Consider the following 26,141-nt stretch of genomic DNA (forward strand, 5'->3'; position numbering starts at 1 on the left):
GATCATCGTGGCGGGCCAGGGACCCGCCACGATGATCACCGGATCATTCGACGTCGGCGCTGTTGCGGCGACGCATCATCACGAAGACGATGCCGCCGATCACGAGCACACCGATCACGACGCCCGTGACGATCAGGCCGACGTTGGGACCGTCGGCGGCCGCCGCCGCCTCGTCGCTCACCGGGGCGACGGTCAGGTAGCCCCAGTACCCGGACTGGTTGGCGATGATGCCCTCGTTCTTCGGCTGCAGCGAGAAGCCCTCGAAGCGGTCGGAGCGGTAGGCCTCGAGGCCGTTGGCGTACCAGGTCGCGATCTGCGGAGTGGCCTCGTAGTTCATGCGCAGCATCTCGCGCACGATGCTCTCGCGCTTGTCCTGATCGAGCTCGGTGTGCTGCTCTTCGTACAGCTTGTCGAACTCGGGGTCGCACCAGCCGTCCTGCGAGGTGCCGCCGCTGCCGTCCGTGCCGGTGGGCAGGTTCATGCAGGTGTTGATGCCGAGCTGGTAGTCGGGGTCAGCACCCTGGCTCCAGCCGCTGAAGTACATGTCGTAGTTGCCCTTGGTGGTCTCGGCCGTGATCGTGTCGGTGTCGGTCGCCTCGACCTTCACGTCGATGCCGATCTCTTTCATCCACGGCACGAAGTACTCGGCCTGCGACTGCTCGGTGATGCTCGTCGAGTCGACGAAGAGGCGCAGCGAGAGCGGCTTGCCGTCCTTGGCGCGGATGCCGTCGGCTCCGGCCACCCAGCCGGCCTCGTCGAGCTTCTTCTTGGCCGCCTCGGGATCGAAGTCCATGATGACCTCGTCGTCGGCGGGCAGGGTCCACTTCGGGTACGACGCGGGAACGAAGCTCGTCGCGGGAACGCCGTAGCCGCCCAGCACCTTGTCGAGCAGGGTGTCGGTGTCGGTTCCCAGGCGGATCGCCTGACGCACGGCGGCGTCCTGCAGCGCCGGGTTGCCGTTGCCGTACGCCTGCCCGTCACGGGTCTTCAGACCGACGTTGATGCTGATCGCCGAGTAGCGACGTCCCTGGCCCGAATGGGTCTCGATGCCCTCGACGTCCTTCAGGGCGTCGAACTGCGTCGCGGTGAGGCCGGTGACCATGTCGACGTCGCCCGAGCGCAGCGCCTGCACCTGAGCATCCGAGTTCGTGTAGTAGATGTACTGGATGCGGTCGATCTTCGGGGCACCGCGCCAGAAATCCTTGTTGGCCTTCAGCGTGATGAACTGGTTGGCCTTGTAGCTCTCGAGCAGGAACGGGCCCGAGCCGACGACGTCCTTGTCGTTCGGGTGCTCGGCGGGGCTGTCGATCTTCTCCCACACGTGCTTCGGGACGATCGGGATCTCGACCCCGGGGTTCGGCGCCTGCGGTGCCTTCATGTTGAGCACGACGGTCTTCTCGTCGGGCGTCTCGATCGTGTCGACGTTGGCGAGGAGGCCGCCGTTCGCGACACCCAGCGCGGGGTCGTCGATCATCGACTGGTACGTGAAGGCGACGTCGTCGGAGGTGATCGGCTCGCCGTCAGACCACTTCAGCCCGTCCTGCAGGGTGAACGTCCAGACCTTGCCGCCCTCTGAGGTCTCCCACTTGTCGGCGAGGCCCTTGGTGGGCGAGCCGTCCTCCTGGGAGTTCTGCACGAGGAACTCGTACGTGTAGCGCAGCGTGTTCGTGGGCAGCAGGTAGATCGAGGTGAACGGGTTGAACGAGTCGACGAAGCCCGAGGTCGCGATGCGCAGCGTCTTCGCGTCCGACTTGTCGGACGGGGGAGTCGACGAGTCCGCCGCGTGAACGCCGGTCGGCGCTGCTGCGTACGAGGCCGTCGCGGGTGCGAGCACCATCGCGGCGGCAGCCGCGACCGAGAGGGCACGGACCAGATGTTTGCTGTGACGTGTTCGCATGAGCGTCCTTCTTTCGGTGCCGAGGCCCTGCGACGGGGCCCGTGGGGATTCAGCAATAGAACCGCACGTCAAGAGCTCTGGTCAACACATTCGTTCCAGATACTTGCCAGCGACACGGGTCGGCGGTGTCGTCGTCGACATCGTTCGACCTGCTCATCGGCGGCTTCCTTGACGCGCGTACAGCCTACGTCACTTGTCATATCGCGGGTCAATCCGACTCCGCGCGTCCATGCGATCGACGCGTGACCTCTTGACGTCATCGCGCCGGTGGCCGATGATCCGTTACAGATCAACCGTCCTAACAATCGGAGTCCACCGCGCATGTCACCCACAGACGCCACCTCGCCGTCGACGCTGAGCTGGCGCACCCGCCTGGTGAGGGCCGACCCCGCCACCGGCTGGGACGGCCGCCGCTGGACCTCCGAGCCGCTCGAGGCCGGTTTCGCCGCAGACCAGGCGATCGCCTCCTGGAACCTGGATCCCGGACGCGCCGCCGTCGTCGAGATCAGCGCCCGCATGGTCGGGGGCGACTGGCATCCGTGGCTTCCCCTGGCGGAATGGGGCGCGGCCGGGCGCAGGCGCAGCGTCTCCACTCCCCCGTCGAGCGCCGGTGCGGCGCCGTCCGTCGACACCGACGTGCTGATGGCCGCCGACGGCGCGCCATTCGACGCGGTGCGTCTGCGCATCACTCTGGAAGAGGCTCCGCAAGGGCATCCGCTCCATCTCGCCGCCGTGAGCTTCTCCGCGCCCGACCACAGGCCAGAAAAGCCCCGGGAACCGGGCTCGCCCGAACCTTCCGCACCGCTGGCGGGAGCCGCGGCCCGCCTGCGTCCCCTCTCCCAGCGGGCGTACCCCGCCCGCGACGACCTCGGCGGCGGCGGCCCGGTCTGGTGCTCGCCGACGTCGCTCACGATGGTGATGGACGCCTGGGAGGTGGAGATCCCCGAGTCGGCCGACGAGGCGCCCGACGGTGCCGACCCGCGAGTGCCGTGGGTGGCCCGCGAAGCCTACGACGCGCCCTACGACGGCACGGGGAATTGGTCGTTCAATGCCGCGGTGGCGGGCGGCCTGGGTCTCGCCGCGGTCGTCACGCGACTGAGGTCGCTGGACGACGCGCGAACGCTGACAGCGGCGGGCATCCCGCTCATCACGTCGATCCGGTTCGCCGACCGGGCAGAGCTCGCGGGCGCCGACTACGACGCTCCGACCGGGCACCTCATCGTCGTGCGCGGCCTCACGCCCGAGGGCGACGTGCTCGTGGCCGACCCGGCGAACCCGGGCGGCGAGGCCGGCCTGCGCACCTACGCGCGTGAGGAGTTCGACGCTGTCTGGGCGCGCAGTCGTCGCACGGCGTACCTCGTCACGCCCCGCGGGCACGCACTGCCGCCCACCTCGGGCGATGCGCCGTGGTGAGCGCGTGAATCCGACCGGCTCAGCCGGCGATGTCGGCGAGCAGAGCCTCGAGCAGGTCGATCCGCTGCATCGCGGATGCCAGCGAGGCGTGCTCGGTGACCGCGTGCGCACCGCCACCGCGGGGCCCGAAGCCGTCGACCGTGGGCAGGCCGAGGCTGCCGAGCAGGTTGGTGTCGCCGGCACCGGCCGCGGGCCGACCCTCTGCCGTCTGCCCCACGCGCTCCGCCGCGGCCGCGATTCGCTCGAGCAGTCGGCGATCGGCGCTCGAGGCGGCCCAGGCGGGTCGATGGCTCAGCACCTCGACCTGCACCTGCGCTCCCTCCCGAACCGGGGCGAGGGCACGCAGGGCGTCGAGAACCCGCGCCTCGGTCTCGCCGTCGATGAAGCGGAGGCCGATCTCGGCAGACGCGGCGGCCGGCACCACGTTGGCTCGTCCCCCTCCGTCGACGGATCCGACATTGCAGAGCACCTCCGACGGCAGTGCGGGGTCGCCGACGATCGCACGGATCGCGACGAGCTGATCGACGAGCTCGTCGATCGCCGAGACGCCCGCGCCGGGGTCGAGTGCGGCGTGCGCGGCGCGCCCCACGGTCGACAGCCTGATCCGAGTGCTGCCACGGCGGCCGACCTTCAGGGCGCCGTCGGGATGCGGGGACTCGAACCCGATGACGCCGGACACCCCCGTGGCGCACTCGCGCAGCAGCCCCTGCGCGGAGGGCGAGCCGACCTCCTCGTCGCACACCAGCACAGCGCGGACCGCGCGTCGCGGACGATCGCGCAGCCGCTCGGCGGCGGCGAGCATCACGACGAGCCCGCTCTTCATGTCGTACACGCCGGGGCCGCGCAGGACGTCGCCGTCGATGGCCCACGGCACATCGCCGCGCAGCGCGCCGCGCGGCCAGACGGTGTCGGTGTGGCCGACGAGCAGCAGCGGCTCGCCCGCGCCGGCGAGCTCGGCGACGAGGTGCACCCCGTTCTCGGTCGTCACGAGGCGCACCTCGGCGCCGGCGTCGGTCCACCAGCCGGCGAGGTCATCGGCGATGGCATGGCTGGCGGCCACGTCGAACGACGGCGACTCGATGCAGACCAGGTGCGCGATGCGTTCGCGTACGAGATCGGCGTCGCTCGCCCAGGAGTTGCCCATGTGCGCTCCCTCAGTGAGTACAGTTACGAAACATATCTGTGGATTGATCCTGCCATTCGAGTCCGATATCTTCTAGCATCGAAGCAATCACAGTCGAAATATAGGATTCGTATCATGCACGAGGCATCGGGGCCGCGGTACCACAGCAGCACGTTGCGCACGCATGCCGACCTGCACGAGGCCAGTGCGCTGTACGCCCGGGTCTTCGGGTACGACAGTCCCGACCTGCAGCTGAACACCAATCTGCTGAGCGCCCTCGTGCGCAACGGCGGTTCGGCGGTGGGCGTGCACACCGCCGACGGATCGCTGGTCGGCTTCGCATACGGCTTCGCGGGTCGCGACGAGCACGGAGCCGAGTTCCACTACTCGCAGGCCGCCGTGGTCGATCCTGCTCACCAGGGCGCGGGCGTCGGACGCATGCTCAAGCAGGCGCAGCGCGAGGTCGCCCTCGGCTGGGGGCATGGGCACATGCGATGGACGTTCGATCCGTCGCTCACGCGCAACGCGCACTTCAACCTCTCGACGCTGGGCGCAGAGGGCATCGGCTACGTCGCCGACTACTACGCGCGGCCTGGCACCGACAGGGTGGTCGTCGACTGGGCGCTCGAGCGCTCGGCCGACCCGTACGCCGGTGCCCGTTCCGCCACGCCGCCCGCGCTCGGGGCGCAGCACTGGGGCCACCCGCTGCCGGCACCCGACGCCGGTCACGGAGCGATCTGGCTCGCCGCGCCTGCGCGCGCCTGCGCGGCCGACGACGAGCGGCCGGATGCCGATGCGGTCGTGCGCCGCGCCCTGCACCGCCTGCTCGCCGACGGACGCGTCCTGGTCGCCAGCCGGCTCGTCGACGAGACCACAGCCGTGCACCTCGCGGTGCACCGTCACGATGGGGAGAGCGCGGGATGACGACGCGGACCGGCACCGATGTTCCCGAAGACGAGAACGACCACGACCGCGAGCTGGTGTCACCCGGCGAGCGCTTCGGTCAGCGCATCCGCACGAACGTGTCGGCCGAGGCGCTGCAGGCTCGGGTGATCGAGGCCGAGACGCGATCGCTCGCCCGCACCTTCGACGAGTTGTCGCGCACGGGCGACGTGCCTCGCGCCGCCGGGCTGATCCTCGGCGCGCGCCGTCGGTACATCGGCGGCCTGGGCAAGGCGGCCGCGTACGCCGAGCTGCTCGGCGCCGACCTCTCGGCGACCCTGTCGAACGTGTTCCTCGTCGACGGGCGCGCTCTCACGCCCCTGACCGTGCTGACGGATGTGCGCGCGAGCGACGTGCTCGTGGTCTTCTCGATGCGCCGCTACCGCGAGGAGACCGTGCGGTTCGGCGAGCTGTTCCGTGAAGCCGGCGGCGAGCTGCTGGTGATCACCGACAGCGAGGACGCCCCGCTGGCCGGAGTCGCGTCGTCGCTGATCCGCGTGCACACCGGATCGGCGTCGTACGCCGACTCGCCCACCTCGGTCGCGGCCGTCTGCCATCTGCTCTCGACGCTCACGACGGCGAGCGCGAAGGGCGCGCGTCGCCGCCTCGCCGTCCGCGACCGGTTCGGGTCCGACCTCGGGCTGTACCGCCCGAGCGCGGTGGGCGACGCACTGAACGAACCGGAGATCGAATGAGAATCGAACGCCTTCGCCTCTTCGAGGTCTCGCTTCCCCTCGTGCACGGCTTCGAGACGAGTTCGCACCGCAAGACGCACCTCGACCACATCCTCGTCGCGGCGACCGATGCGGACGGCCGCACGGGCTGGGGCGAGATCGCGTCTCCTGCAGACCCCTACTACGGCTCCGAGACGACCGCCACGGCATGGTCGATCGCCCTGCGGTACCTCGTTCCTGCCGTGCTCGGCGCGGAGTGGGACACCCCGGACCAGCTCGAGGCGCAGTGGCGCCGCGTGCGCGGCCACGAGTTCGCGAAGGCGGGGTTCTCGGCGGCCGCGTGGGATCTGCATTCCCGCGACCTGGGGGTCTCGCTGGCGACCGCACTCGGCGGCACCCGCTCCGAGGTCGTGGCGGGTGTATCGCTCGGCATCGAACCGGGCATCGACGCCCTGCTTGCGCAGGTGCAGCGCCAGACGGATGCAGGCTATGGGCGCGTCAAGCTGAAGATCGCCCCGGGCTGGGACCTCGAGCCCGTGAGGGCGGTGCGCTCTGCGCATCCTGATCTCGATCTGCACGTCGATGCGAACGGCGCCTACCCCGACGACGACGCGGCTGCCGCCGTCTTCCGCGCACTCGACGACGAGCGGCTGACGATGATCGAGCAGCCGTTCGCGCCCCGCGACTTCGTCGCGCACGCACGCCTGCAGCAGGCTCTGAGCACGCCGATCTGCCTCGACGAGTCCGTCGTCGATCTGGCGGATCTGCGCACGATGCTCGCGCTGGATGCCGGTCGGGTGCTCAACATCAAGGTGTCGCGCATGGGCGGGCTCACGGTCGCGCGACAGGCGCACGACCTCGCCGCCGACGCGGGCATCCCGGTCTGGTGCGGGGGGATGCACGAATTCGGGGTCGGTCGCGCCGCCAACGTGGCGCTCTCGGCGATGCCGAACTTCGTCCTGCCGTCCGACGTCTCAGGATCCGACAAGTACTTCGCACGCGACGTCGTCGTTCCCGCGGTCGTGGCGCACGCGGGCCGGGTGAGCGTGCCGACGGCACCCGGCATCGGACACGAGGTCGACGAGGAGTGGGTGCGTCGCAACACGTCGCGTACGTTCGACACCGCAGCGGCCTGACCCTGCAGAGAGAGGCAGAGAGCATGATCCCCGTCATCGACGGACACAACGACCTGGCGTGGGCGCGCCGAGAGGGCTTCGGCTATGCGGTGCAGGGACTGGATGCCCGCGTGCCGGCGCTGCACACCGACCTTCCTCGGCTCGCCGACGGCGGCGTTGCCGGTCAGTTCTGGTCGGTGTGGGTCGATCCGGCCCTGAGCGGGGCCGAGCAGGTGACGGCAACGCTCGAGCAGATCGACTTCGTGCAGCGCCTGATCGACGCGCACCCCGACCGGCTCGTGGCCGCGCGGAGCGCGCGCGAGGTGCGAGACGCCTTCGGCTCGGGCCGGCTCGCATCGCTCATCGGCATCGAGGGCGGTGCGCAGATCGATGGGTCGCTGGCCGTGCTGCGCCAGTACGCGCGCCTCGGCGCGCGCTACATGACCCTCACGTGGTCTCGCACGATCGACTGGGCCGACTCCGCCACCGACGAGGCCAGGCACGGCGGTCTGACCGGGTTCGGGCGCGACGTGGTGCGCGAGATGAACCGCATCGGGATGCTCGTCGACCTCGCCCATGTCTCGCCCGCGACCATGCGCGATGCGCTCGCGGTCAGCACGCGGCCCGTGATGGTCAGCCATTCCTGCGCTCTCGCGCTGTGCGACCACCCGCGCAACGTGCCCGACGATGTGCTCGCCGCGATCGGCGAGCACGACGGCGTGGTCATGGTCGCCTTCGTCCCGTCGTTCCTGTCGCAGGCGCGTCGCGACTGGGTCGAGGCGGGGGAAGTCGGCGAGGCGCCTCCGGTCGGCATCGGCGACGTCGCCGACCACCTCGAGCACATCCGTGATGTTGCCGGGGTGCATGCCGTCGGGATCGGCGCCGACTACGACGGCACGGATGCCATGCCCAGCGGGCTCGAAGACGTCTCGCGCTACCAGGATCTGCTCGACGAGCTGCGCCGCCGCGGGTGGTCTCAGCACGACCTCGACGCCGTCGCGCACGGCAACGTGCTGCGCGTGCTCGAGGCGTCCGACGCCGATCACGCGGCCTTCCTGGCCGGCTCTGCGGGCGCACCCGTCTCGTTCGCGCCGAGGGTCGATGTGGCCCTGCGCGCCGCTGCAGCCGCGGAGGCATCAGGCGGCGCCACGGGGCCACGAGTGCTGGTGGTCGTCAACGCCGAGACCTCGGGACCCCGCCGGCTGGGAGCCTGGCTCGAAGAGGAGGGCATCGCGGTCGACGCCGTTCTCGGCTCGCGCGGGCTGCCCGCCGATCTCTCGGGCTACGACGCCCTGGTGATGCTGGGCGGAGGGCTCATGCCCGACGACGACGACCGCGCGCCCTGGCTGGCCCAGGAACGCGCGCTCGCTCTCGAGGCGATCTCGGCAGACCTGCCGACGCTCGGAATCTGCCTGGGAGGGCAGCTGCTCGCGCACGTCGCCGGCGGAGAGGTGCGCGCCGATTTCGGTCCGAAGGAGCGCGGTGCCACGCTGATCACCCCTTCTGCGGCCGGCGCCGCAGACCCGCTGCTCGGCGGGCTGGCGCAGTCGGCGCACATGATCGAGAACCACCAGGACATGATCACCGCACTGCCGCCCGACGCCGTGCTGCTCGCCTCGAGCGCTGCCGTCGAGAATCAGGCCTTCCGCCTGGGCGCACACGTGCGCGGACTGCAGTTCCATCCCGAGGTCGGCGCAGACGACCTGGCCCGTTGGCAGGAGCCGACCACCCCGGCCGAGGACGACCGGCCCGTCGCCGAGCTGCTGGCCGAGGCCCGTGCGGTCGACGACGAGAACACGCGCGCCAGCCGCGCGCTCATCGCCGGATTCGCGGCCGAGATCCGCGCCGCTGCTGCGGCCAGGGCATCCCGATGAGCGATCTGCTGCTCGACGCGGCTGAGGCCGCTCTGGCGGAGCGGCTGGATCAGGCGACGCTGCGGCGTGCGCCCGCATCCCTCGTCGCGATCACCCATCATGGGCGCGTCATCGCCGTCGCCGCACACGGCGAGCCGCGCCGCGACGGCGCCCCGGCCACTCGGCGCACCGTGTTCCGCATCGCATCGATGTCGAAGAGCTTCCTCTCCGCGACGGCGCTGGCCCTGCGGGACGAGGGACTGCTCGACCTGCATGCACCCGTCACGCAGTGGGTACCCGAGGTCGGCGATGCGAGGATCGACGGGCACCCCGTCGGAGACCGGATCACGCTGTCGATGCTCATGGCGAACAGCGCTGGTCTCGTCGAGGACAACCCGTGGGGCGACGACCACCTGGGCGAATCGCGCGCGTTCATGAGAGACGTGGTCAGCGCTGGTCTCAGCCTCTCGGCGCAGCCCGGCACCCAGTACCAGTACTCCAATCTGGGCCAGTCGCTCATCGGCAGGGCGATCGAGTCGGTCACCGGCCGCCCGGTCGAAGACGTCATCCGCGAGCGCCTGCTCGACCCGCTCGGCCTCTCGGCCACCAGGGCATCCGCCGATCTCTACCCATCGGATGCCGACCTCGCACACGGATTCCGCACCTTCGACGACGGCGAGTCCTTCATCCACGAGCCCTACGTGGGCACCGGGGCGCTGGGGTGCATCGGCAGCATGTTCAGCACCGTGGACGACATCGGCAGCTGGATGCACTTCCTCAGCTCGGCGTTCGATGACGACCTCTCGCGGCCCAGCTCGTCGGGGCCGCTCCGTGCCGCCTCCCGTCGGGAGATGCAGGTCGCACGCACGCTGATCTCGCCGGCGGTCGGCCAGTTCGGCGAGCGCGAACTCGACGGCGCGGGTTACGGCTACGGCCTGGTCGTCGAGCACGACCGCAGGTTCGGGCGCGTCGTGCAGCACTCCGGCGGCCTTCCCGGCTTCTCGTCGCACATGCGCTGGCATCCGGCATCCGGCATCGGGGTGGTCGCCTTCGGCAACTCCGACTCGTTCGGGGCGGGACGCATCGCCGGCCTGATGCTGCATGACGTGCTGCGAGCGGTCGATGCGCCGGCGGAGGTCGTCAGGCCATGGCCGCAGACCCTCGCCGCGGCGGGGCGCGTCGATGAGCTGCTGCGCTCGGGACGAGCACTGCAGCATCCGGAGTCCTGGGCAGACGCGGGTGAGCTCGCGCGCAACGTGCTGCGCGATGTGCCGGCCGACGTGCGCACACGGCGCCTGCGGGCCGCGACAGACGAGGTCGGCGTTCCCGACGTCGACGCGCCGCCCCTCGCAACGCGCATCGTCTCTGCGGCCGATGCCTCGGCACTGCGCTGGACGGTGCCGTGCGCGACAGGCGCGCTGGTCTGCGATCTGCGGATGGTGGGGCTGAGCGAGCCGATCGTGCAGGCGCTCGAGGTGCGCGTGGCCGGTGAGCGCGGCAAGCCCCGCGACGAGGTCGACCTCGTCACCGATCACCACAGGGTGGCTGCGGTAGAGCACGCCCCGGTTCGGTGAATCGTCGGATGCCGCCACGGGGCGGCATCCGACGTCGGATCAGGCTCCGGCGGCCTGCTGCCACTCCGCCCAGCGGTGGGTGCGATCGTTCGACGCGGCGTGCGCCGCTGCGCGGCTGACACCGTCGAGCAGCGCGATCGCGTCGTCGCGGTCGAGGCCCGACAGATGTCCTGTGACCGGGCCGGTCACGGAGTGGACCTGCCCGCGCGAGACCCGCTGCAGTCGCTCGAGGGGGCTCTGCGAGATCGAGACGCTCTGCAGGCGCGCGAGCGGGAAGACGGCGAGACGGCGCCAGAGGAAGCCACGGCGCACCAGCAGCGCGTGCTCGGTGAGGCGGTAGCCGTGACGCTTCCACGACAGGGGGCGTCGCCATGCCGCACGGGCCGGGATGGTCTTGTACGGGTCGTCGGCGGCGGGTCCTGTGACGCCGCTCTCCCACATCGCCGCGATCTCGTGCGGCGGGATGCCCGGCATGACCAGTCCCAGCACGCGCTCGACGTCGACGCGGCGCCCCACCGGCAGCACGATGCTGAACTGCTGCGCGTTGCCCGAGCTCTGCTGCGCGGCGCTCTTGCCCGTCATCCGGTTGATCTTCACCGTCCACCAGCCGAACGGTCGCCACAGCAGCGACTGCGACACCTCGACCGCGAAGATGCGGCCTGGTGGCAGGGTCTCGGTCACCGTCGTCAGCAGGCCGAAAGTGATGCGAACTCCGTCGGGAGTCGATGCGATCGAATAGCGCAGCGACTTCGAGATCTGCGCCCAGGTGATGCCGACCACGGCGATGACGAGCGGGATGCCCATGCCGAGGGCCAGGCCGACCAGGCCCAGCGCGATGTCGGACGGGTTCTCGCCGTCTGCGGTCATGCCGAGGTACATCGCGCTGATCGAGATGACGAAGATCGCCGCGAAGAACACGAACCAGAGCACGCCGATGACGAGCTGCGAGCCGATCAGGCGGCCGGTCGGGATCTTCACGACGCTCTCGGGCGCGACGTCGGCGAGATCGACGCCTTCGATCAGCCCCGACACTCCGGCGTTCATCGATCCGACGAGCTGCTCGCGGGCCGTCTGCTGCGGCGCGGGTCCGGATGCCACCATGCGGGCGTTCCTGGCTCCGGCGGCGAGCCTGAGGATGTCGGCGCGCACCGCCTCGGCCTTCGGGGTCGACAAGTACTCGAGCGGCACGTTCGCGTCGTTGCCCGCTCCGACGACCTCGAGCTTCGCGAGTCCGATCAGCCGGGCGGGGAAGGGGCGCGTGAGGTTGACGCCCTGCACGCGGTCGAGCGGGGCTCGGCGGTGCGAGCGGAACAGCAGTCCTTTGCGCACCTCGACGTGGTGGCCGGTGATGCGGAACTGCTGGAAGCGCCAGAGGAACCAGAAGATCGCGACGAGCAGCACGACGAGCCCGAGCACGGCGGCCAGCGCCAGCAGCACGAGGTCGTTCTCGAGCACCCAGTCGACGGGGTCGCCGCTCTGCGTGACGTACCCGGCCTCAGCGGGAGCGAAGAGCTTCACCAGCCACTCGATGACCTTGTCGCGCATGTTCGAGATGACGATTCCGGCCACCACCAGCAGCGCGAGGCCGCCCTTGAACAGCGGCGTCAGGGGGTGCATCCGATGCCACTCGCCGTCGGCGAGCGTCGATGAGCCGCCGTCCGGAAGCGTCTCGGGAGCCGACACGGCGTCGAAGGGTCCGGGGGTGCTCACAGGCCGGTCCGCCGCGTCTCGGCCACCTCGATGAGGGTGTCGCGCAGCGCCTCGGCGGCGCCCTGCGTGAGCCCGGGGATCTGCACGCCGGTCGCCGCCGCAGCGGTGACCATCTTGAGCTGCGCGAGGCCGAAGATGCGATCGAGCGGGCCCTGGGTGATGTCGACGAGCTGCATGCGGCCGTACGGCACGGCGACCATCCGCTGCCACAGGATGCCACGGCGGAAGACGACGTCATCGGCGCGCAGCATGTAGCCGAGCGCCTTGGCCTGCCGGGGCAGGATCGCGAGGGTGATCAGGTTGATCACCATGAACGCCCCGGCGGGGATCCAGACCCAGTTCTGCTCGAACATCGTGGCGGCGACGACGGCCGCGATCGCGACGAGAACGATCACGATCGCGTACTGCACGAACTGCGAGACCACGTACCGCGGTGAGATCTGGTGCCACGTGCCGTCGAGCGCCAGTGCGGCGGGGCTGCGCGGCGTGCGGATGCCCGTGTAGGTGCCCTCGTCGAGCACGGCGGGGACGGTCAGCGGCGCGGCAGGCGCCGGCTGCACAGCAGGCGGTGCGGGAGGCGCCGGCTGCGGCGCGGGCGGCGCGGACGGCATCGGCGGGGCCGCAGGAGCGGATGCCGGAGCCGCGGGCGTCACCGGCGGCGCGGGGTTCTCTGCAGGCGGGGCGAACGGGTTCGGCTCACGGGGCGGGTTCGTCTGGCTGTCGCTCATCAGGGTCCTTCGGCAGTGTGCAGAACTGTTCCGCGATGAGCGCCACCCCGACCAGCAGCGCCGCGCCGATGATGAGGGCGATCATCGCCACCACCGACCCTACCGGCGCAGGCACGGGCCGCGTGGCGAGAAACAGCAGCAGTCCCGCGCCGAAGCCGGCCATGATCGCGCCGAGCAGGCTCGACGCCCGCGCGAGCGTGGCTGCGCGCAGCGCCCGGAACGGGTCGATGCGCTGGCCGCCGCGAGTGCTGCGGCGCACCGGCCACGCCAGCAGCAGCACGGCGATCGCGATGAGCACGAGCAGCACCGGAAGGAAGGCCGACGGCGTGAACGTCGCGCGCCCGGTCACGGTGAGCAGATGGTCGAAGGCGAAGCCGGCGCCCGTCGACAGCAGACCCAGCACGAAGAGCAGTGCTCCCGATGTGCGCTTCATCGTCCGTCTGAGGCGCGCAGCCGGCGCACGAGGTCGTCGACGCGTCCGGATCCGGGAAGCACGGCGTCGGGATCGATGCTCAGCCACGGTTCGAGCACGAACAGCCGCTCGGCTGCGCGCGGGTGAGGCACCTGCAGGTGCTCGGCGTCGCTGGCGAAGTCGCCGTAGGCGATCAGGTCGAGGTCGAGAGTGCGGTCGCCCCAGCGCTCGAGCCGCACCCGGCCCTGCTCCTCCTCGACCGCGTGCAGCATGCCGAGCAGCACCTGCGGGGCGAGGCGAGTGGTCATCAGCGCCACCGCGTTCAGGTACGGCGGCGCATCGGGATCGGGCCCATCGGGCTTCACGGCGACCGTCTCGATCGGATCCGACATGACGAGGTCGTCAACCAGCGGCAGGCGGCGGAGCCGCTCGGCCGCGGCACGCAGCATCTCACCGCGGTCGCCCTCGTTCGATCCGAGTGCGATCACGGCGACCTGCGGTTCGCGGCCGGGCCGCGGATCGGGCAGGTCGGAGAGGTGGGTGAGCCGCCGGTCCATCACGCGCGTCCTCGGCGGATCGTGACCGACACGTCGGCGAAGGTCTGCTCGATCGGCGCATGCGGCTTGTGCACCGTGACGGTCACGTTCTGCACGCGGTCGTCGTCGAGCACCGCGTCGGCGATGCGCTGTGCGAGCGTCTCGATGAGGTTCACCGGCTCACCGGCCACGATGCCCGCGACCCTGTCCGCCAGCTCGCCGTAGTGCACCGTGTCGAGCACGTCGTCAGATGCCGCGGCATCCGACAGCGACAGCTGCAGCACGAGGTCGATCGTGAACTCCTGGCCCTGGCGCCGCTCGAAGTCGAAGACGCCGTGGTACCCGAACACGGTCAGCCCGGTGAGGGTGATCTCGTCGACAGCGTTCATCTCAGACTCCATCCCATGCGGCACTGACGGCCAGCGCATCGCGGGTCGAGGCGACGTCGTGCACCCGCACCGCCCAGGCGCCTGCTCTGGCCGCGAGGGCACTGGTCACGGCGGTCGCGAGGTCGCGGCGCTCCTGATCGGCCTCTCCCCCGAGGGTCTCGGCGAGGAACCGCTTGCGCGACGTGCCGACGAGCACCCGATGCCCGAGGCCGATGATCTCGTCGAGGCCGCGCAGCACCTCCCAGTTCTGCGCTCCCGACTTCGCGAAGCCGATGCCGGGGTCCAGGATCACGCGCGACGGAGCGATGCCGGCGACGGCGGCCGCGGTGACGCGGTCCCGCAGCTCGGATGCCACCTCGCGGGCGATCCGCGAATACTGGGCCCGCGCGTACATGTCGTCCGACGGGCCGCGCCAATGACCGATCGCGATGTCGGCATCCAGGTCGGCGACGATCGCGAGCATCCGCTCGTCGGCCAGCCCGCCCGAGACGTCGTTCACGATGCGGGTCCCCGCCTTCACGGCGGCTGCGGCTGTGTCGGCGTTGAGGGTGTCGATCGAGGTCGGGATGCCCTCGGCCGAAAGCGCCTCGATCACCGGGAGCACACGACGCTGCTCCTCTGCGCTGCCGATGCGCTCGGCGCCGGGGCGCGTGGACTCGCCGCCCACGTCGATGATGCCGGCGCCCTGCGCGCGCATCGCGCGGGCGCGGGCGAGGGCGATGTCGAGATCGAGGTAGCGCCCGCCGTCGCTGAACGAGTCGGGGGTGATGTTCAGGATGCCCCAGATGCCGGTCACAGCTGCCCGCCGCCGATCAGGGCGATGAGCTCGGACCGGGCCGCGGGCTCGGTGAACTCGCCGCGAGCCGCGATGGTCACCGTCGTGGCGAGCGGCTGCCGGCCGCCGCGCATCGTCACGCAGCCGTGCGACGCGTCGAGCACGACGAGCACTCCCCTGGTGTCGAGGTTCTCGGCGATGGCATCCGCGATCTGCTCGCCCAGTCGCTCCTGCACCTGCGGGCGGGTCGCCAGGGTCTCGACGACCTTCACCAGCGCGCCCAGACCGACGACCTGCTCGCCGGGCAGGTACGCGATGTGCGCGACGCCGGCGAACGGCAGCAGGTGATGCTCGCACACCGACCGGAAGCGGATGTCGCGCAGCAGCACCGCGCCCGACGGCAGCGTGTCGGGGGCGGGGCCCCGCGACACGCTGATGGTTCGCGCGAGATGACTCGCGGGATCCTCACCGACGCCGGCGAAGAACTCCGCGTACAGCTCGGCCATCCGCGCCGGAGTCTGCGTCAGCCCCGGCCTGTCCGGATCCTCGCCGATCGCCTCGAGCAGTTCGCGGGTGAGCCGCTCGACGCGCGCCCTGTCGACGCTCACGTCACGCCGTCGCCGGTCGGGCCTGCCCGCCGGTCGCGGGCGAGCCGGAGGTGCGAGCCTGATCGCCCGGCTGCGCGGTCTGCGCGGCCACGCCCTCTTCGACACGACGGGGCACCGCGATCGGGGGCAGGCTCGACACCGGTCGCTCTTCGCTCGAGAGCCACTGCGGACGCTCGGGGAGCTTGCGCACCTCGGTGAAGATCTCGGCGATCTGGTTGTGGTCGAGGGTCTCCTCTTCGAGCAGCGCGAGCGCCAGCCGGTCGAGGATGTCACGGTTCTCGCTGATCACCTTGTAGGCCTCGTTGTGGGCCTGCTCGATGAGCGCGCGCACCTGCTCATCGACGGCCTCGGCGACCTTGTCGGAGTAGTCGCGGCCACGGTTCATGTCGCGCGCGACGAACATCTCGCCGCCCTCGGAGCCGAGCTTGACCGGTCCGACCTGCGTGGTCATGCCGTACTCGGTGACCATCTTGCGGGCGATGCCGGTCGCCTTCTCGATGTCGTTCGAGGCGCCGGTGGTGGGGTCGTGGAAGACGATCTCCTCCGCGACACGGCCGCCCATCGCATAGGTCAGCTGGTCCTGCAGCTCGTTGCGGGTGACCGAGTACTTGTCGTCGACGGGCAGCACCATCGTGTAGCCGAGGGCCTTGCCGCGCGGAAGGATCGTGATCTTGGTGACCGGGTCGGTGTAGTTCATCGCCGCCGCGGCGAGGGCGTGGCCGCCCTCGTGGTACGCGGTGATGAGCTTCTCTTTGTCCTTCATCACGCGGGTGCGGCGCTGAGGGCCGGCGATCACGCGATCGATGGCCTCGTCGAGAGCGCGGTTGTCGATCAGCTGCGCGTTCGAGCGGGCGGTCAGCAGTGCGGCCTCGTTGAGCACGTTGGCGAGATCGGCGCCGGTGAAGCCGGGCGTCTTGCGGGCGACGACCTCGAGGTCGACCGACTGCGCGAGCGGCTTGCCCTTCGCGTGCACCTGGAGGATGTGCTGACGGCCCTTCAGGTCAGGGGCATCGACCCCGATCTGGCGGTCGAAGCGACCGGGGCGCAGCAGCGCGGGGTCGAGGATGTCGGGACGGTTGGTCGCGGCGATCACGATGACGTTCGCGTTCGGGTCGAAGCCGTCCATCTCGACGAGCATCTGATTGAGCGTCTGCTCGCGCTCGTCGTTGCCGCCGCCGAGGCCTGCGCCGCGATGGCGTCCGACCGCATCGATCTCGTCGATGAAGATGATCGCGGGGGCGTTCTCCTTCGCCTGGGTGAACAGGTCGCGAACGCGGGACGCGCCGACGCCGACGAACATCTCGACGAAGTCGGAACCGGAGATGGAGTAGAAGGGGGCGCCGGCCTCACCGGCGACCGCACGTGCGAGCAGCGTCTTTCCCGTTCCGGGAGGGCCGTACAGCAGCACGCCCTTCGGGATGCGGGCGCCGATCGCCTGGAACTTGCTCGGATCCTGCAGGAACTCCTTGATCTCGTGCAGCTCCTCGATGGCCTCGTCGGCACCGGCGACGTCGGCGAAGGTGACCGTGGGGGTCTCCTTGCTGACGAGCTTGGCCTTCGACTTGCCGAACTGCATGACCTTGCTTCCGCCGCCCTGCATGGAAGAGAGCAGCCACCAGAACAGCAGACCCAGCAGCACGAGCGGCAGGAGCAGCGAGAGGAACCCGTCGAACCAGGTGGCGCGCGGCACGACGTCGTTCGCGTCCTTGGCCTTGATCTCGGCGCCGTCGATGGCCTCGACGACCTGGTCGGCCCGCGCCTCGACGTAGTAGAACTGCACGTTCTTGGCGCCCTCGAACTCCTTCGAGAGCGTCAGGTCGACCCGCTGGTCGCCGTCGGTGTTCACGACCTTCGTCACGGTGTCGCCGTCGAGCAGCTCGAGGCCCTGCTGCACGGTGACCTGCTTGGGCGCCGAGAGGTTCGAGATCAGCAGGAAACCGGCGAAGAGCAGTGCGCCGATCAACGCGACGTAGATCAGCGGATTGCGGGAGACCTTCTTGACATCCATGATGCGTTCAGCGTACCGCCCGGTGTTCAGGCGTCCGCTGTGCGTTCACCCTCGGCGGAACGCCGACGACCTCAGCTGTAGACGTGCGGCGCCAGCACGGCGACGTCGCGGAGGTTGCGATAGCTCTCGGCGTAGTCGAGGCCGTAACCGACGACGAACTCGTTCGGGATGTCGAACCCGACGTACTTGCAGTCGATCTGCACCTTCGCCGCCTCGGGCTTGCGCAGCAGGGCGAGCACCTCGATCGACTCGGCCCCGCGGGACTCGAAGTTCTCGAGCAGCCAGCTGAGAGTGAGACCCGAGTCGATGATGTCCTCGACGATCAGCACGTGCTTGCCGTGCAGGTCGGTGTCGAGGTCCTTGCGGATCTGCACCACGCCGCTCGACTTGGTGCTGGCGCCGTAGCTCGAGACCGCCATCCAGTCCATCGGGGCATTCATCGGCAGCCGGCGCGAGAAGTCGGCCATCACCATCACGGCGCCCTTGAGCACGCCGATCAGCAGAAGATCCTTGCCGGAGTAGTCGTTCGCCACCTGCGCAGCCAGCTCTTCGAGCTTGGCGTGGATCTGCTCCTCGGTGACGAGGATGTCGGTCAGGTCGTCCTGGATGTCGGCAGCGCGCATGGATCGATCTTAGGTCGATCGGCATGACCTTCCGCACTACTGTGTGCTGTGGAGCAGGGCTCCCGCCCTGCGGGGAAGGAAGACATGAACTTCGACGAGATCCTGAAGCAGGTGCCGGTCGACGACATCGCTGAGCGCTTCGGCGTCAGCACGGATGTCGCCCGCCAGGCCGTGCAGGAGGGCGGCGCGACCCTGCTCGGCGGCCTCGCCAAGAACGCCGAGACCGATGAGGGCTCGGCGGCGATCGAGAAGGCCCTGAACCGCCACGGCGGCTTCACCGGAGCCTCGAAGGTCGACGACGTCGACCAGGCCGACGGCGAGAAGATCGTGAAGCACGTCTTCGGCGAGCGCAAGGGCGAGGTCACCGAGACGCTGAACAAGAGCGAGAAGACGGCGGGCGGCATCGACTTCGGCAAGCTGCTGCCGATCCTCGCGCCGATCATCATGGGCATCATCGCCAACATGAACAAGGGCAGGTCCGGTGGATCCGGCGGCGGACTGGGCGACATCCTCGGCGGACTGCTCGGCGGCGGCCAGAGCTCGTCCGGCGGTGCCGGCGGCGGACTGGGCGACATCCTCGGCGGGCTGCTGGGCGGCGGGAAGAGCTCGTCCGGCGGAGCAGGCGGCGGACTCGGCGACATCCTCGGCGGACTGCTCGGCGGCCGCAAGTAGTCGCTACCGCGCGGTGAAGACGATCTGCCCGCCTGCCCGCCGCGCGGTGCACGCGGGCAGATCGATCGGCCCCTGGCCCGACCAGTCGGTCACCAGGCGAGCCACCTCGAGAGTCTGCGCCCGGGTCAGGCTCACCCCGAACTCGCTGTCGACGACCAGCCGGATGATGCGGTTGCGCAGCGCCGCGGGGTTCGCCGCGAGCGCGGCGACGCTCACCGAGATGCCCGCTTCGGCGTGCTCGACGATGTCTTCGATGGTCTCGTGGATCATCTCGTCGAACGCCTCGGCGTCTTCCCGCAGCTGCTCGGCGGTGCGGGCGAGCGCCTCGGCGATGCCGGGGCCGAGTTCGGTCTCGAGCATCGGCATCACCCGCTCGCGGGTGCGCACCCGGGCGTAGCGCGGGTCGAGGTTGTGCGGGTCGTCCCAGAACTCGATCCCGGATGCTGTGCAGCACGCTCGCGTGGTGGCTCGGCGCACTGCGAGCAGCGGGCGCATCCACAGCATCCCGTCGTCGCTCTCGCGAACCGGGGCCATGCCCTGCAGACTCGCGGCCCCTGAACCGCGGGCGAGGCCGAGAAGCACGGTCTCGGCCTGATCGTCGAGGGTGTGTCCGAGCAGCACAGCGGCCGCGCCCTCGGCACGGGCGATGGCGTGGATAGCGGCGTAGCGCGCGTCGCGGGCGGCGGCCTCGATCCCCGCTCCGTCGGACGCGACGGCGACCTTCGTCTGCAGGGCGTCGTGCACGCCGAGCTGCTCGGCGGCGACCGCGGCCGATGCGGCCACCGCGTCGGAGCCCTCCTGCAGCTGATGGTCGACGGTCAGGCTCAGCACGGTGATGTCGCGTGCACGCGCCTCGAACACCGTCGCGGCCGTGAGCGCCAGCGAATCAGCTCCGCCCGACAGCGCGACGACGACGGTCGAGCCGGCGGGCAGCGGGCCCAGCGCGGTGCGCACGGCGCGGCGGACTTCGGCGATGGCGGGATCGAGCGAGGGCACGTCTCCACGCTAGCGCGGTCGCAACTCAGGAGAACATGCCCCGGGTGGGCCCGAACCGGGCGCGACAGCACCGATCGGCGTCGCGGCTCCTGAGTTGTGAACGCGCGCCGGCCGAGGGGGCCGGAGTCAGCGGGCCGACCAGCCGCCGTCCATCGTGTAGCTCGCGCCGGTCACCATGGCGGCGTCGTCGCCCGCCAGCCAGGCGACGAGCGAGGCGACCTCGGCGGGCTCGACCAGCCGCTTGATCGCGCTCTCGGTGAGCATGATGCGGTCGAGCACCTCGGCCTCTGCGATGCCGTGCACCCTCGCCTGATCGGCGATCTGCTTCTCGACGAGAGGCGTGCGCACGTACCCGGGGTTGACGCAGTTGCTCGTCACCCGGTGCGCGCCGCCCTCGAGGGCGGTGACCTTCGACAGCCCCTCGAGCCCGTGCTTGGCGGTGACGTATGCCGACTTGTACGGCGAGGCCCGCAGCCCGTGCACGGAGGAGATGTTGATCACGCGCCCGAACCCGCGTTCGTACATGCCGGGCAGCGCCGCGCGCACGAGCAGGAACGGCACCTCGAGCATGAGGGCGAGCATGCGCCGGAAGTCGTCGGGGTCGAAGTCCTCAATGGGGCTGACGTGCTGGATGCCCGCGTTGTTGACGAGGATGTCGACGCCGTCGAGCGCCTCGGCGAGCCGGTCGTCGGCCACCGCGTCGCGGTCGAGAAGATCGACGGCCCATGGAGTGCCGCCGACCGCCGCGGCGGCGCGGCGGCAGCCCTCGACGTCGCGATCGGCGACCACGACGTGGGCGCCGCGCGCCGCGAGCGCCTCGACCACGGCCAGGCCGATGCCGCTCGCGCCGCCGGTGACGAGCGCCCGACGCCCCGCGAGCGGTGTCGCGGTGACGGGCGCGGGGGCGTCGGGCTGAGTCATGTCATTCCTCCGGTGGCGGGTTCTCGATCGGGCGACGGATGCTCAGGCGCCGGCCTTCACGGCAGCGAGGCCGTGCTTCTCGGCGTCTGCCTGGTCGACCTCGAGCAGCGAGATGCCCTTCGTCTCACGCAGGGTGATCACGGCGACGGCGGTGATCGCGCAGGCGATCGCGACGTACACGGCAACGGGCACCCACGAGCTGAACTCCTGCAGCAGGGCGGTGGCGATGATGGGCGCCAGCGACCCCGCGATGATCGAGGTCACCTGGTAGCCGAGCGAGACGCCCGAGTACCGCATGCGGGTCGGGAACATCTCGGCCATGATGGCCGGCTGACCGGCGTACATCAGGGCGTGGAAGCAGAGTCCGATCGAGACCGCCGCGATGATGATCAGCGGGTTCAGGGTGTCGAACATCGGGAAGGCGAAGAATGCCCACAGTGCGCCGAGCACGGCGCCGGCGAGGTACACCGGGCGGCGTCCGAAGCGGTCGGAGAGCCGCCCCGCCTGCGGGATCACGACGAAGTGGATCGCGTGGGCCACGAGCAGCGCGAGCAGCAGCTGGCTCGTGTCGTACTCGTGCACGGTCTTCAGGTACACGATCGTGAACGACACGATGATGTAGTACAGGATGTTCTCGGCGAAGCGGAGGCCCATCGCGCCGAAGATGCCGCGCGGGTACTTCTTGACGACCTCGAGCACGCCGTATCCTGCGGCCTTGTCGGCCTCGACCTGGGCGCGCGCCTCGAGGAAGATCGGCGCCTCGCTGACGTGGGTGCGGATGTAGTAGCCGATGATCACGACGATCGCCGAGACCCAGAACGCCACGCGCCATCCCCAGCCGAGGAACTGGTCGGCGGGCAGGATCCACGACATGCCGAGCAGCACGAGGGTGGCGAGCAGGTTGCCGACCGGCACGGCGGCCTGCGGCCAGCTCGACCAGAAGCCGCGCGAGCGATCGGGGCTGTGCTCGGCGACGAGCAGCACGGCGCCGCCCCATTCGCCACCGACGGCGAAGCCCTGGATGAACCGCAGCACCACGAGCAGCGCGGGCGCCCAGTAGCCGATGGCGTTGAAGCCGGGCAGGCAGCCCATGAGGAAGGTCGCGACGCCGACGAGGATGATCGTGACCTGCAGGGTGTGCTTGCGTCCGAGGCGGTCGCCGATCTGGCCGAACACGATGCCGCCGAGCGGGCGCGCGATGAAGCCGACCGCGTAGGTGAGGAAGGCGGCGATGATGCCGTCGAGCTCGGTGCCGGCGTTCGGGAAGAAGTAGGTGCCGAAGATCAGCGATGCGGCGGTGGCGTAGAGGAAGAACTCGTACCATTCGACGACGGTGCCGACCATGGAGGCGGCGACGATCTTCTTCAGGCCCGAGGTCTTCCCGGTCTCGGGTTCGGCGGGGGATGTCGCGCCTGGGGCGGCGTGGGGGACGCTCATGTGCACTCCTTCGTGTGTGAGCTCGCGGGGGTCTCAGCAAGTATCGGCAGGAACCCGGTGTGCATCAATGACCATTCCAGCAGACCTGGTGTGCAGAATTGCAGATATGAGCACCACCGCCGTCTCGTCGTCCTCTCCCGACCCGCACGACCTCCTCATCCTGCTCGAGGTGTCGCGTGCAGGACGCTTCGTCACGGCGGGCGAGACCCTCGGCTTGAACCACACCACCGTCTCCCGCCGGATCTCCGCGCTCGAGGGCGCGCTCGGCGGCCGCGTGCTCTCCCGCGGCGCCGGCGGGTGGGAGCTCACCGACCTCGGCCGTCGCGCCGTCCGCGCCGCGGAGGACGTCGAGTCCGCGATGTCGGGCATCCTGCAGGGCGACGGTCCGCTCGACCCGATCGCCGGTGTGGTGCGCATCTCGTCGACCGACGGGTTCAGCGGCTTCGTGATCGCCCCGGCCGTCGCGCAGCTGCGGCGCCGGCATCCGCGACTCAGCGTCGAGGTCATGAACGTGACCCGGCGCGCTCTGCAGCACCGCTCGGGTCTCGACATGGAGGTCGTCGTGGGCGAGCCGCAGGTGCACCGCGCCGAGGCCATCCGCCTGGGCGAGTATGCGCTCGGCATGTACGCGTCTCGCGAGTACCTCGCCGAGTACGGCACCCCCTCGGGGATCGACGCCCTCGCCGACCATCCTCTGGTCTACTTCGTCGACTCGATGCTGCAGGTCGACGACCTCGACGCACCCCGCCGGCTCGTGCCTGGCATGCAGGATTCGCTGAGCTCGACAAACGTCTTCGTGCACGTCGAGGCGACGCGCGCCGGCGCGGGCATCGGCTTCCTGCCGTGCTTCCTCGCGGATCAGCATCCGGATCTCGTCCGGCTGCTGCCGGACGACTTCGACGAGCGGCTCCCCTACTGGCTGGTCGTGCGGGCCGATTCGCTTCGCCAGCCGGCGGTGGCGGCGGTGGCGGATGCCCTGCGCCGGCGCACCGCCGAGGTGCAGCCGCAGCTGCTCGGCCGCTCAGGCGGGCGCGAGTAGGCTGGTCTCCGGCATCCACCCGTCTTTCAAGGAGAACAGCACATGGGCGCACACGACGCCGTCATCGAGATCCCGCGCGGCAGCCGCGTGAAGTACGAAGTCGACCACGAGACCGGTCGCGTCCACCTCGACCGCGTCCTGTACACCACCTTCGGCTACCCGGCCGACTACGGCTACTTCGACAACACCCTCGGCGAGGACGGCGACCCGCTCGACGTGCTCGTGCTGCTCGACCACGCGATCTTCCCCGGTGTCGTCGTGAACGTGCGCCCCGTCGCCGTGCTCAAGATGAGCGACGAGGCCGGTGGCGACGACAAGCTCGTGGCCGTGCTGTCGAAGGACCCGCGCTGGGCGCACATCCAGGACATCGGCGACCTGCCCGAGTACACGAAGAAGGAGATCGCGCACTTCTTCGAGCACTACAAGGACCTCGAGCCCAACAAGTGGGTCAAGGTCGACGCCTGGGGCGACGCCGCCGAGGCGCAGCGCATCCTCGACGAGGCGATCGAGCGCTTCGCGAACGACGGTCACTGAGACCTCCCGCTGTCAACGACGGAACCCCCGGCCCAGCGGCCGGGGGTTCTGTCGTCTGCCGTGCGGTCGCGGACTCAGAGAGCTCCGCGCCGAGACAGGAAACTGTAGGGGTCGGTCGTGCCGCCGCCCGTGTAGACCTCGAAGTGCAGGTGGCAGCCCTGCGAGGCGCCGGTGTTGCCCGAGTAGCCGATGATCTGGCCCGCGCTGACCCGCTGCCCGCTGCGGACGGCGAAGTGGCTGAGGTGCGCGTAGCCGGTGGCGATTCCGTCACCGTGCTGGATGCGCACGTAGTTGCCGTAGCCGCCGTTGTACCAGGCGACGTCGACGCGGCCCGACGATGCGGCGTAGATCGCGGCACCGCAGCCGTTCGCGAAGTCGAGTCCGCGGTGGAAGGTCGACCGGCACGTGCCGTTCACGCAGCGCGGAGGCCGGGGGCCGTAGCCCGATGAGATGCGGCCGCCGTGCGGTCGACGCCAGGCGCCCGTGCCGGTTCCTCCGCCACCGCCGCCCCCACCACTGCTGGGGCTGCCACCGCCGCCGCCCTGGTTGTTCTTCGCGGCTTCCTCGGCGAGCCGGCGCAGGCGCTCGGCCTCTGCCCTGCGTCGCGCCTCTTCCGCTGCCTTCCGCTTGCGCTCGCCCTCCTGATAGGCGGCGACCGTCGCGGTCGTGTTGTCTTTGAGTGCGGCGAGCTGCGCCTCGAGAGTGACGAGGTTCGCCTGGCGCTCTTCGAGCGCCCGCTGCGCGGCTTCGGCCGCCTGCTGCGCGGCGATCATCTTCTGCTCGGCGACCTTCTGCAGGCGGTCGCGCTCGTCGCGGGCTGCGGATGCCTGGTTGCTGAGCGCCTGTGCGGTGTCGCGAGCCGACGCCGCACGCTCTGCGACCGTGCGGTTGTACTCGACGAGCTTGTCCATGCTGCCGAGGCGGGCGAGCAGGTCGTCGGCCCCGTCGGAGGACTCGGAGAGGAAGAGCTCGAGAGCCGCTTCGTCTCCGCCGCTGCGGTAGAGCTGGTTGGCGACCTGGCCGGCCTTGCGGGCGCTCTCGTCGGCGATCTTCGCCTGCTCGTCGGCCTGCGACTGCAGATCCTCCGCCTTGGCGGCCTGATCGAAATAGGCCTGCTGGGCGGCGTAGAACTCCTCGCCGGCCTTGCGCGACGCAGCCTCGGCTGCGGCGGCCTGGTCGGTGAGCGTGCGGATCAGCGCCTCGATGCGCGTGATCTCAGAGGCCTTCGCGGCCTCGTTCGCCTTGGCGCGCTGCACGTCGTCCCAGCTGGGGTAGTCGGCGGCCTGGGCGGTCTGGCCGGCAGAAGAGACGCCGAACGCGGTGAGCGCGATGGCGCTCAGCGCACCGACCGTGATCGCGCCGCGGCGGGTGATCTTCGAGTTCGCCAGCACGGAAGGGCGGTCGACGACGGGCGGCGTGCAGCCGCAGTCATCGTCGCCTGCGGATCGGGCATCCGCAAGTCTTGCCTCGTTCACTCGGCTCCTTCCGCCGGTTTCACAGCTGTAACAGTAACAACATTCGTCACAGCTGCAACAGGTGGCGTGCTCGCACGAGCACTCGGGTGGCACTCGGACGCACAGGCGAGACCCATCCATAGTCCCCCCGAAACGCCCGGGATGGAAGTAGAACCGCCCTGGATTTCGTTTTTGCCCGCTCTGCCCCTTATGCTTGAGCGTCGGCAAGGGAAACCTCCGGGAATCTCTTCGGCCCCATCGTTTAGCGGCCTAGGACGCCGCCCTTTCACGGCGGTAGCACGGGTTCGAATCCCGTTGGGGTCACTCTTCCGATACAATTGAAAAGTTATGGCCCTGTAGCGCAGTTGGTTAGCGTGCCGCCCTGTCACGGCGGAGGTCGCGGGTTCAAGTCCCGTCAGGGTCGCTCTGAGCGATGAGCCTTCTTTCGAGGAGGCTCTTCGTCTAGGATGCGGCAGATCATGATGTGCCGTACGGCTCTGTAGCTCAGTTGGTAGAGCGTTCGACTGAAAATCGAAAGGTCACCGGATCGATGCCGGTCGGAGCCACGTAGCGGAGATTACACCGCTGCTGAACCCTCGCAAGGCTTCTACTTGCGGGGGTTCCTTTTTAGTGCTGACCAGGGAGATCCGGCGGTACTGGCGGAGCACACTCAGCGAACGGTCAATGGAATCGTGAAGATCTTCCGCG

At 70.0% G+C, this 26,141-nt stretch carries 24 protein-coding genes and 3 tRNA genes; 12 read left to right on the top strand and 15 right to left on the bottom strand.

Going from position 1 to position 26,141, the window contains the following annotated elements:
• Nucleotides 1-43: 43 nt before the first annotated feature.
• Nucleotides 44-1,897 (bottom strand): ABC transporter substrate-binding protein, encoded by a 1,854-nt coding sequence (locus AB0N59_RS01745; RefSeq protein WP_363477859.1) that lies wholly within the window; start codon nt 1,895-1,897, stop codon nt 44-46.
• Nucleotides 1,898-2,218: 321 nt separating this feature from the next.
• Here AB0N59_RS01745 and AB0N59_RS01750 point away from each other — a divergent pair, with 321 nt between their 5' ends.
• On the top strand, nt 2,219-3,310 hold the full coding sequence (locus AB0N59_RS01750; RefSeq protein ID WP_363477862.1) for a C39 family peptidase: 1,092 nt from the start codon (nt 2,219-2,221) through the stop codon (nt 3,308-3,310).
• Nucleotides 3,311-3,329: 19 nt separating this feature from the next.
• Here the strand turns inward: AB0N59_RS01750 and AB0N59_RS01755 are convergent, their stop codons facing one another.
• Nucleotides 3,330-4,454, bottom strand: a complete 1,125-nt coding sequence (locus AB0N59_RS01755; RefSeq protein WP_363477865.1) for a M20/M25/M40 family metallo-hydrolase — start codon at nt 4,452-4,454, stop codon at nt 3,330-3,332.
• 114 nt (nt 4,455-4,568) lie between these two features.
• On the opposite strand from AB0N59_RS01755, the gene AB0N59_RS01760 reads away from it, so the two are divergent.
• Genes AB0N59_RS01760 through AB0N59_RS01780 form a run of 5 tightly spaced genes read left to right on the top strand, consistent with a single transcriptional unit; the run spans nt 4,569 to nt 10,591 of the window.
• Nucleotides 4,569-5,357 carry a GNAT family N-acetyltransferase gene (locus AB0N59_RS01760; protein ID WP_363477868.1) on the top strand — a complete coding sequence of 263 codons (789 nt, stop codon included), beginning with the start codon at nt 4,569-4,571 and terminating at the stop codon, nt 5,355-5,357.
• Nucleotides 5,354-6,070 (top strand): SIS domain-containing protein, encoded by a 717-nt coding sequence (locus AB0N59_RS01765; protein WP_363477871.1) that lies wholly within the window; start codon nt 5,354-5,356, stop codon nt 6,068-6,070. The genes AB0N59_RS01760 and AB0N59_RS01765 overlap by 4 nt, the downstream gene beginning before the upstream one ends.
• The gene (gene menC, locus AB0N59_RS01770) at nt 6,067-7,185 is read left to right on the top strand and encodes an o-succinylbenzoate synthase (RefSeq protein WP_363477874.1); all 1,119 of its coding nucleotides are present in this window, start codon (nt 6,067-6,069) and stop codon (nt 7,183-7,185) included. The genes AB0N59_RS01765 and menC overlap by 4 nt, the downstream gene beginning before the upstream one ends.
• Before the next feature lie 23 nt (nt 7,186-7,208).
• On the top strand, nt 7,209-9,038 hold the full coding sequence (locus AB0N59_RS01775; RefSeq protein ID WP_363477877.1) for a membrane dipeptidase: 1,830 nt from the start codon (nt 7,209-7,211) through the stop codon (nt 9,036-9,038).
• The gene (locus AB0N59_RS01780) at nt 9,035-10,591 is read left to right on the top strand and encodes a serine hydrolase domain-containing protein (RefSeq protein WP_363477880.1); all 1,557 of its coding nucleotides are present in this window, start codon (nt 9,035-9,037) and stop codon (nt 10,589-10,591) included. Before AB0N59_RS01775 ends, AB0N59_RS01780 begins: the two co-directional genes overlap by 4 nt.
• A 39-nt stretch (nt 10,592-10,630) precedes the next feature.
• On the opposite strand, the gene AB0N59_RS01785 is transcribed toward AB0N59_RS01780, so the two are convergent.
• The 9 genes from AB0N59_RS01785 to hpt form a co-directional block, all read right to left on the bottom strand.
• Complete coding sequence (locus tag AB0N59_RS01785) at nt 10,631-12,301, bottom strand: PH domain-containing protein (RefSeq protein ID WP_363477883.1); 1,671 nt, start codon at nt 12,299-12,301, stop codon at nt 10,631-10,633.
• Complete coding sequence (locus AB0N59_RS01790) at nt 12,298-12,861, bottom strand: PH domain-containing protein (protein WP_363481171.1); 564 nt, start codon at nt 12,859-12,861, stop codon at nt 12,298-12,300. Before AB0N59_RS01790 ends, AB0N59_RS01785 begins: the two co-directional genes overlap by 4 nt.
• A gap of 136 nt (nt 12,862-12,997) precedes the next feature.
• Nucleotides 12,998-13,462, bottom strand: coding sequence for a DUF3180 domain-containing protein (locus tag AB0N59_RS01795; RefSeq protein WP_363477886.1), 465 nt, complete (start codon nt 13,460-13,462; stop codon nt 12,998-13,000).
• On the bottom strand, nt 13,459-13,998 hold the full coding sequence (folK, locus tag AB0N59_RS01800) for a 2-amino-4-hydroxy-6-hydroxymethyldihydropteridine diphosphokinase (RefSeq protein WP_363477889.1): 540 nt from the start codon (nt 13,996-13,998) through the stop codon (nt 13,459-13,461). Before folK ends, AB0N59_RS01795 begins: the two co-directional genes overlap by 4 nt.
• Nucleotides 13,998-14,366 (bottom strand): dihydroneopterin aldolase, encoded by a 369-nt coding sequence (folB, locus tag AB0N59_RS01805; protein WP_363477892.1) that lies wholly within the window; start codon nt 14,364-14,366, stop codon nt 13,998-14,000. Before folB ends, folK begins: the two co-directional genes overlap by 1 nt.
• A gap of 1 nt (nt 14,367) precedes the next feature.
• Nucleotides 14,368-15,162, bottom strand: coding sequence for a dihydropteroate synthase (folP, locus tag AB0N59_RS01810; protein ID WP_363477895.1), 795 nt, complete (start codon nt 15,160-15,162; stop codon nt 14,368-14,370).
• Entirely contained in the window at nt 15,159-15,749 is a 591-nt protein-coding gene (gene folE / locus AB0N59_RS01815; protein ID WP_363477898.1) for a GTP cyclohydrolase I, read from the bottom strand. Before folE ends, folP begins: the two co-directional genes overlap by 4 nt.
• Before the next feature lies 1 nt (nt 15,750).
• Nucleotides 15,751-17,757: an ATP-dependent zinc metalloprotease FtsH gene (ftsH, locus tag AB0N59_RS01820; protein ID WP_363477901.1), complete on the bottom strand. Its 2,007-nt coding sequence runs from the start codon at nt 17,755-17,757 to the stop codon at nt 15,751-15,753.
• Nucleotides 17,758-17,828: 71 nt separating this feature from the next.
• Entirely contained in the window at nt 17,829-18,380 is a 552-nt protein-coding gene (hpt, locus tag AB0N59_RS01825) for a hypoxanthine phosphoribosyltransferase (RefSeq protein ID WP_363477904.1), read from the bottom strand.
• An 84-nt stretch (nt 18,381-18,464) separates the two neighbouring features.
• Here hpt and AB0N59_RS01830 point away from each other — a divergent pair, with 84 nt between their 5' ends.
• Nucleotides 18,465-19,052, top strand: a complete 588-nt coding sequence (locus AB0N59_RS01830) for a DUF937 domain-containing protein (RefSeq protein WP_363477907.1) — start codon at nt 18,465-18,467, stop codon at nt 19,050-19,052.
• Nucleotides 19,053-19,055: 3 nt separating this feature from the next.
• Here AB0N59_RS01830 and tilS read toward each other — a convergent pair whose 3' ends face one another.
• The 3 genes from tilS to AB0N59_RS01845 all read right to left on the bottom strand — a co-directional run bounded on the left by tilS (nt 19,056) and on the right by AB0N59_RS01845 (nt 22,406).
• Nucleotides 19,056-20,048 (bottom strand): tRNA lysidine(34) synthetase TilS, encoded by a 993-nt coding sequence (tilS, locus tag AB0N59_RS01835; RefSeq protein WP_363477910.1) that lies wholly within the window; start codon nt 20,046-20,048, stop codon nt 19,056-19,058.
• 126 nt (nt 20,049-20,174) lie between these two features.
• Entirely contained in the window at nt 20,175-20,969 is a 795-nt protein-coding gene (locus AB0N59_RS01840) for a 3-hydroxybutyrate dehydrogenase (RefSeq protein ID WP_363477913.1), read from the bottom strand.
• A 42-nt stretch (nt 20,970-21,011) separates the two neighbouring features.
• Complete coding sequence (locus tag AB0N59_RS01845; protein WP_363477916.1) at nt 21,012-22,406, bottom strand: MFS transporter; 1,395 nt, start codon at nt 22,404-22,406, stop codon at nt 21,012-21,014.
• 106 nt (nt 22,407-22,512) lie between these two features.
• Here AB0N59_RS01845 and AB0N59_RS01850 point away from each other — a divergent pair, with 106 nt between their 5' ends.
• A complete protein-coding gene (locus AB0N59_RS01850) occupies nt 22,513-23,445 on the top strand; it encodes a LysR family transcriptional regulator (RefSeq protein WP_363477919.1) in 933 nt (310 codons plus the stop codon).
• Nucleotides 23,446-23,487: 42 nt separating this feature from the next.
• Nucleotides 23,488-23,979, top strand: a complete 492-nt coding sequence (gene ppa / locus AB0N59_RS01855) for an inorganic diphosphatase (RefSeq protein ID WP_204975534.1) — start codon at nt 23,488-23,490, stop codon at nt 23,977-23,979.
• Between the two features lie 74 nt (nt 23,980-24,053).
• Here ppa and AB0N59_RS01860 read toward each other — a convergent pair whose 3' ends face one another.
• Entirely contained in the window at nt 24,054-25,454 is a 1,401-nt protein-coding gene (locus AB0N59_RS01860; RefSeq protein ID WP_363477922.1) for a peptidoglycan DD-metalloendopeptidase family protein, read from the bottom strand.
• Nucleotides 25,455-25,684: 230 nt separating this feature from the next.
• On the opposite strand from AB0N59_RS01860, the gene AB0N59_RS01865 reads away from it, so the two are divergent.
• The 3 genes from AB0N59_RS01865 (at nt 25,685) to AB0N59_RS01875 (ending at nt 25,999) form a co-directional block, all read left to right on the top strand.
• Nucleotides 25,685-25,757: transfer RNA gene (locus AB0N59_RS01865), tRNA-Glu, on the top strand.
• 26 nt (nt 25,758-25,783) lie between these two features.
• Nucleotides 25,784-25,857, top strand: a tRNA-Asp gene (locus AB0N59_RS01870).
• Between the two features lie 69 nt (nt 25,858-25,926).
• Nucleotides 25,927-25,999: transfer RNA gene (locus tag AB0N59_RS01875), tRNA-Phe, on the top strand.
• Nucleotides 26,000-26,141: the final 142 nt, after the last annotated feature.

The sequence above is a fragment of the Microbacterium sp. NPDC089321 genome (assembly GCF_040684935.1).
In the GTDB taxonomy this organism is placed as follows: Bacteria; Actinomycetota; Actinomycetes; order Actinomycetales; family Microbacteriaceae; genus Microbacterium.